The sequence below is a fragment of the Usitatibacter rugosus genome (genome assembly GCF_013003965.1).
In the GTDB taxonomy this organism is placed as follows: domain Bacteria; phylum Pseudomonadota; class Gammaproteobacteria; order Burkholderiales; family Usitatibacteraceae; genus Usitatibacter; species Usitatibacter rugosus.
Genome location: NZ_CP053069.1, coordinates 298,654 through 313,239, shown reverse-complemented (window position 1 = coordinate 313,239; position 14,586 = coordinate 298,654). Strand labels below are relative to the sequence as shown.

The following is a 14,586-nucleotide window of genomic DNA, read 5'->3' as shown; positions in this document are numbered from 1 at the left end:
TCAGGGCATCAATTGGTCGCGGCTCGCAAGCGTCGGAAAGATTTTCACCCACAGCGCCGCCACGAGCAGCGTGCCGATCCCGCCCACGAGGACCGAGCCCACGGCGCCCAGCCATTCGGCCGTCGCGCCCGCGCGGAAATCGCCGAGCTCGTTGCTGGCCCCGATGAAGGTCGAGTTCACCGCGCTCACCCGCCCGCGCATGTCATCCGGCGTCTCGATCTGCACCAGCGTCAGGCGGATCACCACGCTCACCATGTCGGCTCCGCCGCTGATCACGAGCGCCAGCATCGAGAGCCAGAACGTCGTCGAGTAGCCGAACACCAGCATGGTCACGCCGTAGATCGCGACGGCAATGAACATCTTCTTTCCCACGCGGCCATCCAGGGGGTTGCGCGCGAGCCAGATCGCCACCACCAGCGCGCCGATCGCCGGCGACGAGCGCAGCAGGCCGAGACCCCACGGCCCCGTATCCAGCACGTCCTTCGCGAACATCGGCATGAGCGCGGTCACGCTGCCCAGCAGCACCGCGAAGAGGTCGAGCGAGATCGCGCCGAGCACCACCTTGTGCTGCCACAGGAAGGTGAAGCCCGCGAGCAGCGAGCGGATCGACACGGGCTCGCGCGACATCTGCATATCGGGGCGATGGATCATGCCCACGAACACGGTGGCCGCAAGCAGGAACGCCGCCGCAACGCCGTACACCACCTCCGCACCGGCCACGTAGATGAAGCCCCCCAGCGCAGGACCCCCGATCACCGCGAACTTCGCGGCCCCCGACGCGACCGCCGTGCCACGCGCGAGTTGACCCAGCGGCACGAGCGAGGGCATGAGCGCCTGTTGCGACGGCATCTGCAGCGCGCGCGACACACCGATCGCGATGCTGAGCCCGAGGATGAGGTCGCGGCTCACCCAGCCGCCGACGCTCGCCCATGCCAGCACGAACGAGACGGCAAACTGGACGAGCATCGCCGCGCCCATGACCTTGCGGCGATCGACACGGTCCACGAGGTGCCCGGCGGGAAGGGTGAGCAGGAACGCGGGCACGAACTGCATGAGGCCCACGAGGCCCAGGTCCCATGCGCTCGCCGTCAGTGCGTAGATCTGCCAGCCGAGCGCCACCAGCATCATCTGCTGCGCGGCGCCCCCGAAGAGGCGCGCCACGACGAAATGGCGAAAGCTTGGGGAAAAGCCCTCGGCGCTCGCGGCGCTCACGTGGCGTACAGGCGGAGCTCTTCCGGATCGCCAGGCATGGTGACGATCTTCTCGAAGCGCAGGCCCAGCTTCTCGAGGAGCTTCGCGGAATGCTCGTTGTCGCGCGAGTTGATGGCGACGATGCGCGTGAAGCCCAGCTCACGGCGTCCGTGATCGATGCACGCGGCCGCGGCTTCGTACGCATAGCCGCGGCCGCGAAAGCGCGGCAGGAACGCGAACCCGATGTCCGCGTCCTCCAGGCCCTCGCGGCGGATCAACCCGCTGATGCCCGCCGATTCACCGGTGCGCTTCACCTCCGCCAGCAGCGAGCCCACGCCGTGCCGCTCGTACATGGCGCACGTGCGGTCGATGTAGCCGCGAGCGTCCTCGAGCGTGCGCACCTTGCGGTCGCCGATGAATCGGATCCAGTCGGGGTCGTTCAGCAGCTCGATGATGAACGGCGCATCGTCGGCTACGAGGGGACGCAGGCGCAGGCGCTGCGTTTCTAGGGAATGCACGCCACCATTATAGGATTTTCCCGGCCGCGCACGCCGCGATGAGCTTCGCCAGGCGCCGCTCGCGCGTCTCCTCCTGCTTGGCGCTCGTGATCCAGTACGCCATCAGGCGCTTGTACGACGGCGCTCGCGCCTCGAAGAAGGCCCACGCCTTCCTGTTCTTCCGCACCTTCGCGAGCTGTTCGTCCGAGAGCTGCCCGTCGCGCCGAACGTAGGTATACCCGGTGGAAGCCTTGTCCTTGCGCGCGTCGTACACGGCCAGGCCCGCGGCCTTCATGCGCCCCGCTTCGCGAAGGGCCTCGATGCGCTTCAGGTTGATTGCACTCCATTTGCTGTCCACGCGGCGCGGCGTGAAGCGGATCGAGTAGCGCACGGCATCCACGTTGCGGCGGACGCCGTCGATCCATCCATGGCAGAGGGCTTCATCCACGGACTCCGGCCAGGTGACGCTCGCGATCCCGCACCCGACCTTGTGGTAGATGAGGATCAGCTCCCGCTTTCGTTGGTGGTGTTTCGCGAACCAGCGGCGAAGCTCGGCCGGCGTGGCGAACGACAGCTCTTCCGGCTCCGGCTTCTCGGCCACGACCTACTTACCGACGTCGCTCTCGATTTCCGCGCCCAGCTTCGCCCACTGGTCCTCGCGCAGGTAGCGCGGGCTCGCGACCACGAGCTGGCCCTTGCTGTGGATGATGCGGGAGGACTGCATCAGGTTCGGCGGCGTCTGGCCCGACGAGAGGAAGGTGACGGCCACGCCCTTGAAGCGCTTCAGCTCGGGATACTGCAGCGAGACGAAGCTCGAGAAGTACACCTTGCGCTCCCCGGCCTTGGCGAGCGCCCGGGCAATGGCGATGGCGTACGCCTCGGCGGAGGCGTCCTCGACGGCGATGCGCAGGTTGTCGGGCGACGGGGTGAATCGGCTCATCGCGCGATCATACAGGCTAGACGGCGCCGCTTCGAAGCTGCAGGAATTCGAACGGATCGCCGTTCGCAAAGGTTCCGACCACGCGGCCATCCTCGTAGAAATTCAGCGTCGCGGAGGGCGGGGGGGCGAGCGTATGGATGCCCTGCGGATAGACGACGATCAGCACCCGCGCATACCGGGGCCCGTCCTGCGCCGAGGAGATCTCCAGCACGTCCGTCTGCGCCTGCCACCAGTCGTCGTCCGAGGGGTTGCCAGATGCCGTGTCGCTCAGCTGGCCCACGCCGGGGTAGAGCGCCTCCCAGCTCGAGAACGGCACTTCCCGATACTTGCGGATCAGGTTGTCGAGGGCCTGCGTGAGCGTCATGGAGCCCTCGCCGCGTTCACGATCAGCACGATGCCATTGGCCGCGAGTGCCAACACGATCACGCCACCCAGCCATGCTTCCGGAAGATTGAGCACCACCGGCACGGCAACCACCGCCGCAACCACGAGCATCCCGATGCCAATCTTGGCGGTCGCGCTCAGGCGATTCATTTCTTCATGAGCTGGTCGTAGACCAGCTGGTACGAATCCGAAGGAATGGCCATCGCGCCGTGGAAGGGCCGGTCGAGGCTGATGATCACGAACAGCACCATGGCCACGAACCCCGACAGCCCGGCCATGAGAATCGCCTGGAACCGTCCATCCTCGACGGGGAAGAACAGCGAGAGAAGCAAGCAGCCCATCGCTCCCGGCAGCAGCGCAAACCACATGACGCCGGGCAGGCCCGTGCCCACCGCATCCAGGCGCTGGCGGCGCGCTTCGACGAGGCGGTTGTAGGCACCCAAGGTCTCGGCATGGAGGATCTTCTGCGACTCGAGCGTGGGCTCGAACGCGAAGAGCTTCACCTGGAAGCGATCCAGCCATTCCACCCCCATGCGTGGGATGCGCCCCTGGCGCTGCTCGGGCCACGCCTCCTGGATGATCTGGTTCGTGTAGCCGCGAAGCACGTCGCGCATCGCGTCGCGCTCGATTTGCGGATATCCGCCCAAGTCCCGCCACAGGCCGCCGATTGCCGTCGCCTCGCGGGAGACGGTGTCCTTCACTTGCGAATGCGTCGACCAGACGCTCACCGCGGTCAGGGCCGCGACCAGTCCATAGAGGACCATGCCCGACTGCATCGTGGCGGCGGCGAAGAAGAGCGAGGAGTCGGTTGCGATGCGCAGCCGCGGCAATATCCATCGCCGGTATGCCCAGACGCTCGCGAGCGAGAAGCCGACCAGCCACACGTTCAGGACGAGGGCGAGCGCCCACAACGGGAGCGAGAAGAGGAAATCGATCATGTCAGAAACGATACACGGCGGCCGCGAGAATCGACTTCCGTGCCCCTAGTCCGCCCTCCAACAGGACATAGCCATTCCTGCCGAAATCGATGAGGCCGCCGAGCAGCGTATTCCACGGCTTGGTCGGCGATTGGACCACCACGAACTGCAGGTCGGTGTCCGCGACGCTTCCCGCGACCGTCTGCTGGATGCGTTGGTGCATGCCGCCGATCCAGACCGCCCCGCCCATCCCCGGAGAAAGCGTGGCATGCAAGCCCAGCCGGCCCGAGAACACCGTGGCCACCGGCTTCGTCTCGGCGACCAGTGTCTCGTTCTCGAAGGACAGGTTCGTCCGGGTGCGATTCCAGTCGGCCACCACGAGAAACGTGAGGTCCCGCCACTCGTTCACCTTGCCGCCGCCCTGGAGCGTGAAGCCTGCGCCGTAGGTGGGGCCGTTGAAGGACGCATTGAGCTGCAACTGGCGGGGGCCGATGATGCCCAGGCCCGCATCGGCGGGAACCTCGATCACGCCCTGGGTCGTTCCCGTCGTGCGGCCGAGGATGGCGTAGACATCCAGGAACGGGAAGACCAGCACGTCGAGTTTCGCCGAGACGTTCTTCTGCGACGTATCCACCCGGTCGATCTGCAGGAAGTTCGCGACCGAGACGGGCGGCTCCCGGTTGCGTCCCAGTTGCAGGTCCTGGATGTTCACCGGCTGCCGGGCCGAGTAGGCCGTGACGCCGACGCCGAATGGGAGCGGGATCTGGTAGCCCCGGGCCTCGGCTTCCACGCCCCAGATCGGCAAGCCCGACCAGTGCGGCTCGATTTCCGCGGCGAGCACCTGCCCGGAGAACAGCAGTACGGCAGCCGCTACTTTTCGAACAGGCACTGCAGGGCTTCCCCGTTCATCGTGGCGCCGTCTTCCACATCGATGCTGGTGGAAACCACGTACAGGCCGTTTCCGCCGCGCTTGGTGACCTCGCCCATGCCCTTGATGAGGACGGCCATCTGCTTGTCGGGGCCGCCGCGCTGGACGACGGTGAACGCGCCCAGCGACTTGCAATGCCCGTCCTTTTGCGCCGCGGTGACGAGCTGCACGCGCTCGGGGATCGGCGTGGGCGTCGAGCTGCACGCGAGGAGGACCAGGGAGGGGAACACCAGGATGGCAATTCGCATCCCGGCATCGTACGTCACGGGCTCAGCCCGCGCACTCCTTCGCACCCTGTTTCGCCAGGGCGCTCCAGAAGCCGTACCGAGTTCATCGCTTGAGTCCCTCCTTGAGATCCGACGCCCGCTCCCTGAGATTTTGCACTTTTGTTTCGAGCTTTGATGGGAGGGGAGGCGGCGAGGGTGGAAGACTCGAAATGAACCACCAGATTCCCACCACGACGCCGACGCTCGCAAGAAGGGCGACCGAACCCCACGCAAAGTAGGCCGCTCGATACAACGGGTGGCGGCCTGCAAGTTCTCTCGCGGTCGTTTCGCGGAAACCCGGCGACAAGACGTAGCGCCATGGCCGGATGCTCGCCGCGAGAATGAGGACGGCCACGTCTGCCGCGGCCATGGCGATGGCCAGGCCCACTTCAACGGCGACGGCGGCCACCTCGATGATCATGGTCTAACGATCAGGTTGCGTTGGATGAGCCACGTCATCTCCCCCGTCGGGATCGCCCGGAGGCGCAGCTTCGCTGCGCACGAAGTAGGCAATGGCGCAGATCGTCACGAACGCGAGATAAGGATAGATGAAGAGGAGATCGACGCGAATGTTGCACTCACCCGTGCAATTGCGCGGAATGTAGATGGCCTCGTAGGCGATGTACCCGCCCCATGCGATGACGAGTGACGGCGCATACAGCCACCACGACACGCTTCTGCTCTTTGCGAAGGTGAACGAGACGACCATCGCGCAGATTTGCAGCAGGGCGATCATCACGACGAAAGTGGCCACGAAGCGCTACGCCGTGCGTGCCGGGTGATGCAATGACTTCCGGATATCGCCGTTGCTCATGAGGCGGCCGATGGACTGCGCGAGGTATCGCATCGACTCACGGTGATACTCGTCGTCATACGAAGCGATGGAATCCGTCGCGAGGATGACGTCGTAGTCCATCTGGAACGCGTCGATCGCGGTGGCCCGCACGCAGGCGTGTGAATTGACGCCGCCGATGATCAGTTGACTGCAACGAGCGCTCTCGAGCCGTTGCGCCAGCTGCGTGCCAAAGAAGGCGCTATAGCGCTTCTTCACGATCTCGACGTCGCTCGGCCGCCGTTCGATCTCCTTGATGAGGTCGCAGCCCGTCGTTCCCCGGATGGTGATTCTCGTGCCGGTCTCGCGCATCGATCGAAACGCATCGCTGAGATCCGGCTCGAACTCCTGCCGCACCCAAATGACCGGGAAGGCATTCTCACGGGCGAAGGACGCCAGCTCGTTCACGGCGGCCGAGAGCGCTCCTCGTTGCTCGGAGAGCGGTGGATTCGCAAAGAAGTCCTCGAGGAGGTCGACGAAGACGAATACGGGATTCATGCGGGTTTGTGGCAAACCAGCTCGACGTTGTGCCCGTCCGGGCCAATCACGAAAGCCGCATAGTAGTTCGCGTGGTACTTCGGGCGCAGGCCCGGTGCGCCATTGTCTTTAGCACCCGCTTCCATGGCCAAGCGATGGAAATCGTCGACTTGTTGGCGATTCTCGGCCACGAACGCAATGTGAAGGTGCGCGGGCTTCTCATCCGTTTGGTACAGGATCAAGGAAACGGTGCCGTCCTTTTGGCAAAGCTCGACGCCGTACGTCGGCACTCCTTCGCCGACGACAACGACGCCGAGGGGCTCCAGCGCCTTGACGAAGAAGGCTTTGCTCGCCGCGAAGTCGCTGACTCCGAACTTGACGTGGTCAAACATGACATCTCCTGGTCCGCTTCCACCGGAGCCTCACGCGCGAAGGATCCCGCGGAGGCCCCTGGCGGCATAGTAGGACTGCGCGCCATTGTGATACACGAAGATCTTGCCGTAACGCCTGTCGCAGAAGAGAGCTCCGCCGAGCGCCCTGACATCCGGTGGGGTCGCGATCCAGCTCGAAGTCTTCAGATCGAACTCGCCGAGCGCCTGCAGCTCCCGATACTGCTCCTCGGTCAGGAGCTCGATGCCCATCGCCGCGGCCATTTCCACCGCGCTCCCATTCGGCTTGTTCTCCTTGCGGGACTCGAGTGCCTCGCCGTCATAGCAAAGACTCCTTCGCCCTGGAGGGCTCTCCGCGGAGCAATCACAGAATGTGAAGGGGCCCGCCTTCGCAGCCCCACCGATCACATCCGGCTCGCCACCGGTACTCTCCATTTCCAGCAGGGACCTCAGTGCGTCGGCATTGCCGTCGAGCCGGGCGCGCACCTTGTCCCAGGCGATTCCCTTGTGCCGATGCATGTTCTTCAGGAAGCGATTCTCCAGGGCCTGGAGCAGCTTCGCCTGTATTTGTTCTTTCACTTCAGCTTCTCGGCAAGCGCGATCATGATGCCCTCGGGGCCGCGGATGTAGCAGAGCCGGTAGATGTCCTCGTACTGCGCGACTTCGCCAATGAGCTCGGCGCCATGGGCGCGCAAGCGCGCAACGACGCCATCGATGTCGTCGACGGCGAACATGATGCGGCGTATGCCAAGCGCGTTCACCGGCGCGTTCTCCGGCTCCAACCTCACTGCCGTCGGCGAATGGAACTTGTCCAGCTCGATACGGCAGTGGCCGTCCGGCGTTCGCAACGTCGCGATCTGGCATCGAACGTTCTCGAGCCCGACGATGCGGTCCACCCACGCCCCCTCGACGGGCGCCTCGCCCTCCAGCTCCATGCCCAGCTCGATCAAGAATGCCTTCACGGCCTCGAGGTCGTCGACCACGATGAGGACGTTGTCCATCCGTTTGAGTGTCATGTCGTCACTTTCCCAGGAGCTCCCATCGATACCAATACGTCTGGGAGCCCGCCATCGGAACAATGAGAAGGTGGCCGATGCTGAACAGGCTGTCTTCCCCGATGAGATCGCCGTTTCCCGCCTTGTACAGCGCGAGGCGGCGCTGTGACCGGTATCCGGCTGCTCCGGCGTCGCTGACGGAGACCACGATAGGGGATAGAAGAAGGACCCCGTCCTTGCACTCCCGACCCGTGCCTCCAATCCGAAAGGCTCGCCGAAAGCTGCTTCCGTCGGTGGCCACCCCTTCGACGGAGATCACCGACTCGGGAGAAGGGGTTGAGCCCGGGGCGATCTCCGATGCAGCAAGCCGCTGAGTGAGATCGCTGGCGTCTTTCGCCGGAAGGTACGAATAGACCCCGAAGTCTCGATAGTGACCCGCCAGGTGTGAGCAGTCCTTGCCTCTCACGGTGGAGAGCGGTGGCCAGCGATCCGGGTAACTCGAGGAGATCCCCGAACCGATGCTGCAGCCAGCCAACGCAAATGCGGCGACCCCCAACAACGCCTTGTCAGGCATCAGTCCTCCTTGAAACGCTCGCTGCTGCGCGGTGCATCCGGCGCCTGCTTGTCGAGGGACTGCCGGTACTTGAGGCAACCCTCCATGAACTGTGGCCACGCCGGCACGACGGGCACGGGATCCGTTCGCTCCGGGAGCAAAGCCCAAAGCGCCGGATGGTGCCAACACAGCTCCTGACCGGAGCTGTCGCGATGTTTCCGAATCCCGCCGCGGAGCCTTCGCACCTCCGCAACAAGCTGCTCTCGGGACATTGCATCAAGGTCGGTATCCATGTCGGCTCCTTCAAACGTCATTTTCTCCACGATCCGAGCTTCGCGGCAACCGTGCGCCTACTTGGCGCGAAAGCCCGTGGAGCGCACACAGACCCACTTGTCCGCGCGCTTCACGAAGACATCCATCCAGACGTACTTGCCGCTCGTGTCTTTGCCGTCATCGGTCCTCTTTTCCGTGACGATGCCCTGCACGACGGCGACATCGCCCAGCACCTTCACGTCCATCGGTCCCAGCTCGAAGGACTCGAGTTTGTGTTTGCCGGCCTTCAGGCTGCCGAGAAAACTGGCCTTGTCCGTAGGCTTCCCTGAGCCGCCGAAGCTCGACCAATCGTCCGCGAGGATCTGGCCGAGCCTGTCGACATCGCCTGTCACGGTCGAGTCCCCCCAAGCCTGTGCGAGTTGCTTCATCGTGGCGACGACGTTCTGATCTGCAACGGACGTCGGGGGAACATCAGCGGCCATCGCCGACGTAATGCCCAGGTACGTGGCCAGCAGAGCTGCTACGAGCGCTTTCATGCGACTTCCTTTCGCAATGGGGAAGCGACATGGTGCTGCGCTAAATATGACCATGCCTGTCATATTTAAACGGACCCGTGGGCAAGGTGAATGCGCTCGGCCATGTCCGAGACCATGATGCGCAGCGGCGCCGGTTCGACCACCTCGGCTTCGCCACCGAAGCCGAGGATGTGGCGAGCACCCTCCTCGATCGACTCGACGGCCAGCTGCACGAGACGCCATCCCGCTCGTTGACGTCCGCCCGGGGGCGCCGGCAGTTCCGTAAATCGGCTGCGCGTCTGCGCGAGCGATCCCAGGGCCCACGGGGACATCCACACGCGGACCTGCAACGGACGCAGGTCTTTTTCGAAGCGCGCCGACGACTCGCGCCAGTAGCGCGCGAGGTCAAAGCTCGGCGGGCGTTTGAATGTGCCGCGTCCAGGCAGCAACTCGAGCACGTGGGCCAAGCGATAGGTTCGAACATCGCGCTTGCCGGCCTCGCGTGCGGCGACATACCAGGCTCCCGCCTTCAGGATCAGGCCCACCGGCTCTAGCTCGCGCCAGGACGTCTTGCGCCAACTGGCATATCGCACCCGAATGCGCCCGCTGCGCCATACCGCATCGGCCACGTCGCGAAGCTGAGGTGGCGTGTCGTTTTCGCGGTACCAGTCCATCGGATCGATGTGCAATCGATCGGCGACCTTCGCTGCTTGTTCGCGCATCGGCATCGGCAAGCTCGCCACCAGCTTGAGCCGCGCGGACAGCGCGGCCTCCCCAAGTCCCAGCTCCGCGGCGGCTCCGGGCATGCCGGTCAACAGCAGTGCATTCGCCTCGTGTTCGGTCATGCCTGTGAGATGGGTGCTCCAACCCTGCCGCAAACGGAGTCCGCCCTCGCGTCCACGCTCAGCCCAAATGGGAACACCTGCGGCAGAGAGCTGATCGACGTCGCGCATGATGGTGCGCTCCGAGACATCGAGCGCCTGCGCCAGGGCAGCGGCGGTCATTCGCTCGTGCGACTGCAGGAGCATCAGGACCGACAGCAGGCGGCTGGCTTTCATGTGTACGACAGTCGGGCCACGAGGGCTGATGCGTCAAGCCGCCGCAGGTCGGTCTCGGTACGGAGCAACCGTCGAGAACACACCTTTCGTTCCGCCGTTGAACCCCGTCTCGGGTGTTCGATTGGGCAGGTACGTACCCTGCTTCAGAATGTCCGCTAACGATTTCTTCTCAGGCAGCATCCTTATCTCCCTGTGCGCGCTTCTTCAAGACGAACTGGCCCACGACAATCCCCAGCTGGATGATTGCCAAGGCCGCACCGACGAACAGCGGTGTGGAATACGGTTCGGCGTGTATGAAATAAGCGCCACCTATGGCCACGACCAGCAACCAGAACCCCGACCCGAAGACGGTAGCCGTGGCGATTCGCACGCCTTTGCCCTTGCTTCCCGCGTTCGTGGTGTCGTTGGCGAGTACGAGGACCGTGCCAACCCATCGAAGAACCCCGTTGAAGAGCATCAGTCCCGCGAAGAAACCGGCGAAACCGAAGCCGAAAATTTCGATAATGCTCACGCGGTGCGCCTCGCTCCATCCAGCCCGTCACCCAGCTGCCACACCCAGATGGTTCCGTCCTCGGGATGTTCCGTCGTCGCGACGTGCGCGAAGCCCAGCTTTCGAAGAACGGCCGTCGAGGCACCATGCTTCGGCAAGGTGTGCGCCGTGATAACAAGATCGGGCGACGATTCGCGCGCGATCTCAATGAGTCCGGAAGCCATGCGAGTTGCAACCCCGCGAGATTCGTTTTCCGGGAATGTGTAGTAAGCGATCTCTATGCGATTGTCACGGGGAGGAGATGTGAATCCACAGGTTCCGACGCACCGCTCGGCCTCAAACGCGAGATAGCAGATCCAGGGCGGTTGGAAGCCCACGCGACCGTATAACTGCTGCACGGTCGCGATCACGTCATGAGCATCCCCACTCGACGATGGGGGCTGATCGAGTTCCGGAATCGCGCGCAATATCAGCGGTGCTGGTTCCATTTGAGGCCTAGTTGTTTGCATCGAGATCCTTGCGGAAGAAGACCACACGTTCCGTCTCGATGAAGCCGAGCGCTCGATGAAAAGTGTGGCTCATTTCATTTTCAACGTGCGCGTCCGAGGCCATCTCACGGCATCCAATGGTTCGCGCCCACGTCTCCGCAGCTTGAAGCAACGCCCGACCCGTACCTCGCCGCCTGGCGTTCGCGATGACGTAGATTCCTTCGATGAACCCCACCGGCGATGAATCGGTGCCGTTGACGTAGTCCGTGCGCCCGGACGCCTCTACGAAGCCCGATGGGCGCGCCTCGTCGTCGTACGCGACGAAGGCACAGAGACGATCGGGATTTGAACAGATCGCTTCCATTTCGGGCACGTGTTCAGCGTCGCCGCCGCTCGGCCACAGCTCGCGCCGTAGCTCGAGCCACCCGCGATGCTTGATCGAAGTGCAGCGCTCGATCATGACGTCGTTGTTAAACAGCATGCTGCCACCGTAAGCCATAGCCGATCGAAGCGGGTCCGAAAAGAAAATGCAACACCCTGCGATGGCGCGGCGAGGCAGCTTTGGACGAGGCGTGAAGCAGGAGCGGCTTCAGGATAAGTGCTCCGCCCCGGCCGATCGGAAGTGGCACCTCGCCTGTCACTTTACGAAGGCGCTTCGCTTCGGACTCGTCGAGACGTCCGTGACGGTGCGAACCCGGGACCAGCCTGAGCGGGCCGTTCTCCGGATCACAGTCGTCAATGTGGATGCGAACGGCGGTGAGCTGCTCGAGCAGTGCAACCGGTGGTTGCACGAATTGCTGACCCTCCTTCACCGACCACGCCCGAAGCTCTGGATGCTCGACTCTTTCACGGACGGGGATGGAAAGGTCTTGATGGAAAGCGACGAGCCAGTTGCGTTCGGGTGTTTTGTCGAAGAGCGTGCATTGGACGGCAACGCCGCGGATCTCGAGGGTGCTGCGGATTCGCCCAACGAGCGCCCGGCACCACCCGAACTCGAGCAGATTCCGGGTACCGGCGCTCGCAATGGGCACGGCCTGCAGCGCCTCCGCAATCGATGCCGTTTCCATCAGGTCGAAAACCGCCGGAGCGACTGCGTAGCCATCCTGCTCCATTGCGCCCTTCACTTCAGAATGCCTACGTTGGGTAGAAACGTGCGGTAGTACTCAATCACGCGCGCTCGCGGCCGCGCCGCCTTTCGCTCGGCCTGCATCAGTTCCTCGAGTGTCTGACGCAGCACATCCACCTCCTCGGGCGTCGCCGATTCCAGGGCTTCGGCCAAGCCTTCAAGGATCGTCGCCACCGAATCGAGGTCCAGCGGGTCTTCAGCTTCCTCGAGGAGGCGCGTTTGCTCGATGAGTGCCTTTGCGATCGTGTCCATCTCGCTACGTCTAGTGTGATCCAACGACCAAGTTGAGGGGCCGGGCACGATACCCGTTTGCAATGACATTGCTAGATCGCTTCATCTCACCACTTTCTCCATGTACACGAGCTCGAGACCTGGATGGATGCGCTCACGGCGAAACGGCACATACCCCAAGCGGCGGTAGAGGGCGATGTTTCGCTCACTCTTGTGGTCGGTGCGATCTAACGACCAGATTTAGGCGTCACTGCATCGCCAGTCGGCGCGGGCGACCTGCCGAGTAGTACCACCCCGCCCAGACAAGGATCATGGCGTTCAGGGCAAACCCCAGTGAGAAGATGATTTTCAGCGCAACAATCGAGTCTTTGAACGAGAGCGCCCAGAGCGCACTTTCGCCAGCCGTCGCGACGACCCACGACCAGGGCCAGGAAGACAGGATCGAAAATGGATTGAAGTACGACTCCAGCAATACGGCCGAGACGAACCAATGAACGGCGGCGCCCAGGCAAAACACCAGGAACAGAGCCGCCCGGTGAGACTTTGCAAAGTTCATCATGCGAAGCTCTCCTTTCAGTGACGCTGCGCTTCAGCGCTTGGTTGCTGCATGCCGTTCGACAACACCCTTCCAGAGCTTCTCGAATTCACCCAGCAATTTCTGGAACGCTTCGGCCTCCGTCTTCAACCGGACGCTCTCGATGGCATCCTCGCTTGACCAGAATGTCGCACGTTGCTGCTCGGTGACGGTGGCCTCCGCTGCGCCAAAGACGAACCCGGTGCGAACGTCGAACAAAGCCGCTGAGGCGGTGGTAGTGACATGAGCCTTCTTGTTGGGAAGAAATCCGAGGGAGATCAGGCCCAGTGGCCCAATCTCGTTGCTCTCGACGGTAAATCGCGTGTCGATCGAATAGACGAGAAGCAAGTCCGTTTTCAACGTTGCGGCAGCAAGCCGAAGATCCTTGGTCGACTTGAGGTCCGACGACAGCAGGATTCGGCTTAAAGGGGCGACATCCGCCACCATCGGCAATCGCGTCAACCTCTCGATGTCCTTTTCCGTCTCTATGTCGCGCGTCGTGACAACGCAGAACTGCCCCTTCCCATAGCACTGGTTGTTTCGTGAGTAGTAGCCGGATGCCTGAACACGCACCATTGCCATTCGGGCGGGAAATGGCGCAGCGGGCTCCCGCTTCATCAGCTCGGCGATATCCTCGTCGGCCTTCGAAAGGTTGCCGACGTTCACTCCTGCGCCGGGTGTCTGGTATGTCGCGCAGCCCGAGACGATGAGCAAAAGAGTGAAACAAAGCCAACCACTTGTTCTTCGCACTTTGCGACCGTTGAGGTTCAAGTCAGTCTCCTGTGGTTGGTATACCGCTGCAACGCGTTGTCAGGTCTCATGCCCAATCGTGGCTTGCAAAAACTCTTGGTTCTCGAACGTGTCCGCATATGCGTCTCTGGGGACGAAGCCCCCTTTGGGCGGAAGGAAGAAGGGCGCCGATCGAAGAGACGCTGCGCTCCAGGCCTTCATTCGCGGAGCGTATAGGCAACGGCACAGATCCGCCCGCGCCTGCTGATAACCGGGCTCGTGACCTGCCAGGAACAGACTTGATTCCGGCTTTGATACCAGCGTCCAGGCATACGGGGGAACGCTGAAGGTGACCATTCCGTCGATGATGATTGCCTCCGCGGCCGGTGTGTAGTCCGGCCCCCGGTGGTAGAGATGGTGATCTCCGTTTAGCGAATGAATGCTCATGGAGTACCGCGTGAAAGCCGGAGAAGGGGAAAAGTAGATGGCGATGGCAGACGGAACGTTTCCTCCCGAATTGACATAGAAGCCGTCGCACCAGGCCAGCGCGTAGAAGTGGCCATCGTCGTCGCCACTGAAATAGAAGGGGACGCTTTTCATGGAGACCTAACGTCCAACGCGCTGTTAGGCATCACAGCTTCTGAAGCGACGACACGGTATAGGTGGGAACGCCAGGTACGAACTCGGTGCTGGAATCGACGACCACTCGGACTCGCCCACCGGAGGACGACAA

General features: G+C 63.2%; 27 protein-coding genes. All 27 read right to left on the bottom strand.

The features are described from left to right. The 27 genes from DSM104443_RS01665 to DSM104443_RS01535 all read right to left on the bottom strand — a co-directional run bounded on the left by DSM104443_RS01665 (position 1) and on the right by DSM104443_RS01535 (position 14,453). Complete coding sequence (locus DSM104443_RS01665; protein ID WP_171088972.1) at positions 1 to 1,212, bottom strand: MFS transporter; 1,212 nt, start codon at positions 1,210 to 1,212, stop codon at positions 1 to 3. Then, a complete protein-coding gene (locus DSM104443_RS01660) occupies positions 1,209 to 1,709 on the bottom strand; it encodes a GNAT family N-acetyltransferase (RefSeq protein WP_171088971.1) in 501 nt (166 codons plus the stop codon). Before DSM104443_RS01660 ends, DSM104443_RS01665 begins: the two co-directional genes overlap by 4 nt. Positions 1,710 to 1,716: 7 nt before the next feature. Then, a complete protein-coding gene (locus DSM104443_RS01655; RefSeq protein ID WP_212756888.1) occupies positions 1,717 to 2,289 on the bottom strand; it encodes a YdeI/OmpD-associated family protein in 573 nt (190 codons plus the stop codon). A 3-nt stretch (positions 2,290 to 2,292) separates the two neighbouring features. Then, entirely contained in the window at positions 2,293 to 2,628 is a 336-nt protein-coding gene (locus tag DSM104443_RS01650; protein ID WP_171088970.1) for a hypothetical protein, read from the bottom strand. A 16-nt stretch (positions 2,629 to 2,644) separates the two neighbouring features. Continuing rightward, positions 2,645 to 2,992: a hypothetical protein gene (locus DSM104443_RS01645; RefSeq protein WP_171088969.1), complete on the bottom strand. Its 348-nt coding sequence runs from the start codon at positions 2,990 to 2,992 to the stop codon at positions 2,645 to 2,647. Further along, positions 2,989 to 3,162: a hypothetical protein gene (locus DSM104443_RS01640; RefSeq protein ID WP_171088968.1), complete on the bottom strand. Its 174-nt coding sequence runs from the start codon at positions 3,160 to 3,162 to the stop codon at positions 2,989 to 2,991. Before DSM104443_RS01640 ends, DSM104443_RS01645 begins: the two co-directional genes overlap by 4 nt. Beyond that, the gene (locus DSM104443_RS01635) at positions 3,159 to 3,950 is read right to left on the bottom strand and encodes a bestrophin-like domain (protein WP_171088967.1); all 792 of its coding nucleotides are present in this window, start codon (positions 3,948 to 3,950) and stop codon (positions 3,159 to 3,161) included. Before DSM104443_RS01635 ends, DSM104443_RS01640 begins: the two co-directional genes overlap by 4 nt. Position 3,951: 1 nt before the next feature. Next, positions 3,952 to 4,818: a hypothetical protein gene (locus DSM104443_RS01630; protein WP_171088966.1), complete on the bottom strand. Its 867-nt coding sequence runs from the start codon at positions 4,816 to 4,818 to the stop codon at positions 3,952 to 3,954. Next, positions 4,800 to 5,105, bottom strand: coding sequence for a hypothetical protein (locus DSM104443_RS01625; protein ID WP_171088965.1), 306 nt, complete (start codon positions 5,103 to 5,105; stop codon positions 4,800 to 4,802). The genes DSM104443_RS01630 and DSM104443_RS01625 overlap by 19 nt, the downstream gene beginning before the upstream one ends. A gap of 82 nt (positions 5,106 to 5,187) precedes the next feature. Then, entirely contained in the window at positions 5,188 to 5,544 is a 357-nt protein-coding gene (locus DSM104443_RS01620) for a hypothetical protein (protein ID WP_171088964.1), read from the bottom strand. A 3-nt stretch (positions 5,545 to 5,547) separates the two neighbouring features. Beyond that, positions 5,548 to 5,877 carry a hypothetical protein gene (locus DSM104443_RS01615; RefSeq protein ID WP_171088963.1) on the bottom strand — a complete coding sequence of 110 codons (330 nt, stop codon included), beginning with the start codon at positions 5,875 to 5,877 and terminating at the stop codon, positions 5,548 to 5,550. Between the two features lie 6 nt (positions 5,878 to 5,883). Then, entirely contained in the window at positions 5,884 to 6,453 is a 570-nt protein-coding gene (locus tag DSM104443_RS01610; RefSeq protein WP_171088962.1) for a cysteine hydrolase family protein, read from the bottom strand. Then, positions 6,450 to 6,824 carry a VOC family protein gene (locus DSM104443_RS01605; RefSeq protein WP_171088961.1) on the bottom strand — a complete coding sequence of 125 codons (375 nt, stop codon included), beginning with the start codon at positions 6,822 to 6,824 and terminating at the stop codon, positions 6,450 to 6,452. Before DSM104443_RS01605 ends, DSM104443_RS01610 begins: the two co-directional genes overlap by 4 nt. Before the next feature lie 30 nt (positions 6,825 to 6,854). Further along, positions 6,855 to 7,400: a DUF4256 domain-containing protein gene (locus DSM104443_RS01600; protein ID WP_171088960.1), complete on the bottom strand. Its 546-nt coding sequence runs from the start codon at positions 7,398 to 7,400 to the stop codon at positions 6,855 to 6,857. Then, positions 7,397 to 7,837 carry a VOC family protein gene (locus tag DSM104443_RS01595; RefSeq protein WP_171088959.1) on the bottom strand — a complete coding sequence of 147 codons (441 nt, stop codon included), beginning with the start codon at positions 7,835 to 7,837 and terminating at the stop codon, positions 7,397 to 7,399. Before DSM104443_RS01595 ends, DSM104443_RS01600 begins: the two co-directional genes overlap by 4 nt. A gap of 4 nt (positions 7,838 to 7,841) precedes the next feature. Further along, positions 7,842 to 8,390, bottom strand: a complete 549-nt coding sequence (locus DSM104443_RS01590; protein WP_171088958.1) for a hypothetical protein — start codon at positions 8,388 to 8,390, stop codon at positions 7,842 to 7,844. Beyond that, positions 8,390 to 8,662, bottom strand: a complete 273-nt coding sequence (locus DSM104443_RS01585) for a hypothetical protein (protein ID WP_171088957.1) — start codon at positions 8,660 to 8,662, stop codon at positions 8,390 to 8,392. The genes DSM104443_RS01590 and DSM104443_RS01585 overlap by 1 nt, the downstream gene beginning before the upstream one ends. Before the next feature lie 57 nt (positions 8,663 to 8,719). Then, positions 8,720 to 9,178, bottom strand: coding sequence for a nuclear transport factor 2 family protein (locus DSM104443_RS01580; RefSeq protein ID WP_171088956.1), 459 nt, complete (start codon positions 9,176 to 9,178; stop codon positions 8,720 to 8,722). Positions 9,179 to 9,243: 65 nt separating this feature from the next. Next, a complete protein-coding gene (locus tag DSM104443_RS01575; RefSeq protein ID WP_171088955.1) occupies positions 9,244 to 10,215 on the bottom strand; it encodes a helix-turn-helix transcriptional regulator in 972 nt (323 codons plus the stop codon). Positions 10,216 to 10,384: 169 nt separating this feature from the next. Next, a complete protein-coding gene (locus DSM104443_RS01570) occupies positions 10,385 to 10,726 on the bottom strand; it encodes a hypothetical protein (RefSeq protein ID WP_171088954.1) in 342 nt (113 codons plus the stop codon). Next, positions 10,723 to 11,193 carry a GNAT family N-acetyltransferase gene (locus DSM104443_RS01565; RefSeq protein ID WP_171088953.1) on the bottom strand — a complete coding sequence of 157 codons (471 nt, stop codon included), beginning with the start codon at positions 11,191 to 11,193 and terminating at the stop codon, positions 10,723 to 10,725. Before DSM104443_RS01565 ends, DSM104443_RS01570 begins: the two co-directional genes overlap by 4 nt. A 7-nt stretch (positions 11,194 to 11,200) precedes the next feature. Continuing rightward, positions 11,201 to 11,653 carry an aminoglycoside 6'-N-acetyltransferase gene (gene aac(6'), locus DSM104443_RS01560; protein ID WP_171096147.1) on the bottom strand — a complete coding sequence of 151 codons (453 nt, stop codon included), beginning with the start codon at positions 11,651 to 11,653 and terminating at the stop codon, positions 11,201 to 11,203. A gap of 10 nt (positions 11,654 to 11,663) precedes the next feature. After that, positions 11,664 to 12,317: a phytanoyl-CoA dioxygenase family protein gene (locus DSM104443_RS01555; protein ID WP_171088952.1), complete on the bottom strand. Its 654-nt coding sequence runs from the start codon at positions 12,315 to 12,317 to the stop codon at positions 11,664 to 11,666. After that, complete coding sequence (locus tag DSM104443_RS01550; protein ID WP_171088951.1) at positions 12,314 to 12,571, bottom strand: hypothetical protein; 258 nt, start codon at positions 12,569 to 12,571, stop codon at positions 12,314 to 12,316. The genes DSM104443_RS01555 and DSM104443_RS01550 overlap by 4 nt, the downstream gene beginning before the upstream one ends. Before the next feature lie 226 nt (positions 12,572 to 12,797). Then, complete coding sequence (locus tag DSM104443_RS01545; protein ID WP_171088950.1) at positions 12,798 to 13,109, bottom strand: hypothetical protein; 312 nt, start codon at positions 13,107 to 13,109, stop codon at positions 12,798 to 12,800. Positions 13,110 to 13,139: 30 nt separating this feature from the next. Next, on the bottom strand, positions 13,140 to 13,895 hold the full coding sequence (locus DSM104443_RS01540; RefSeq protein ID WP_212756884.1) for a hypothetical protein: 756 nt from the start codon (positions 13,893 to 13,895) through the stop codon (positions 13,140 to 13,142). A 39-nt stretch (positions 13,896 to 13,934) separates the two neighbouring features. Next, positions 13,935 to 14,453, bottom strand: coding sequence for a hypothetical protein (locus DSM104443_RS01535; protein WP_171088949.1), 519 nt, complete (start codon positions 14,451 to 14,453; stop codon positions 13,935 to 13,937). Positions 14,454 to 14,586 lie beyond the last annotated feature (133 nt).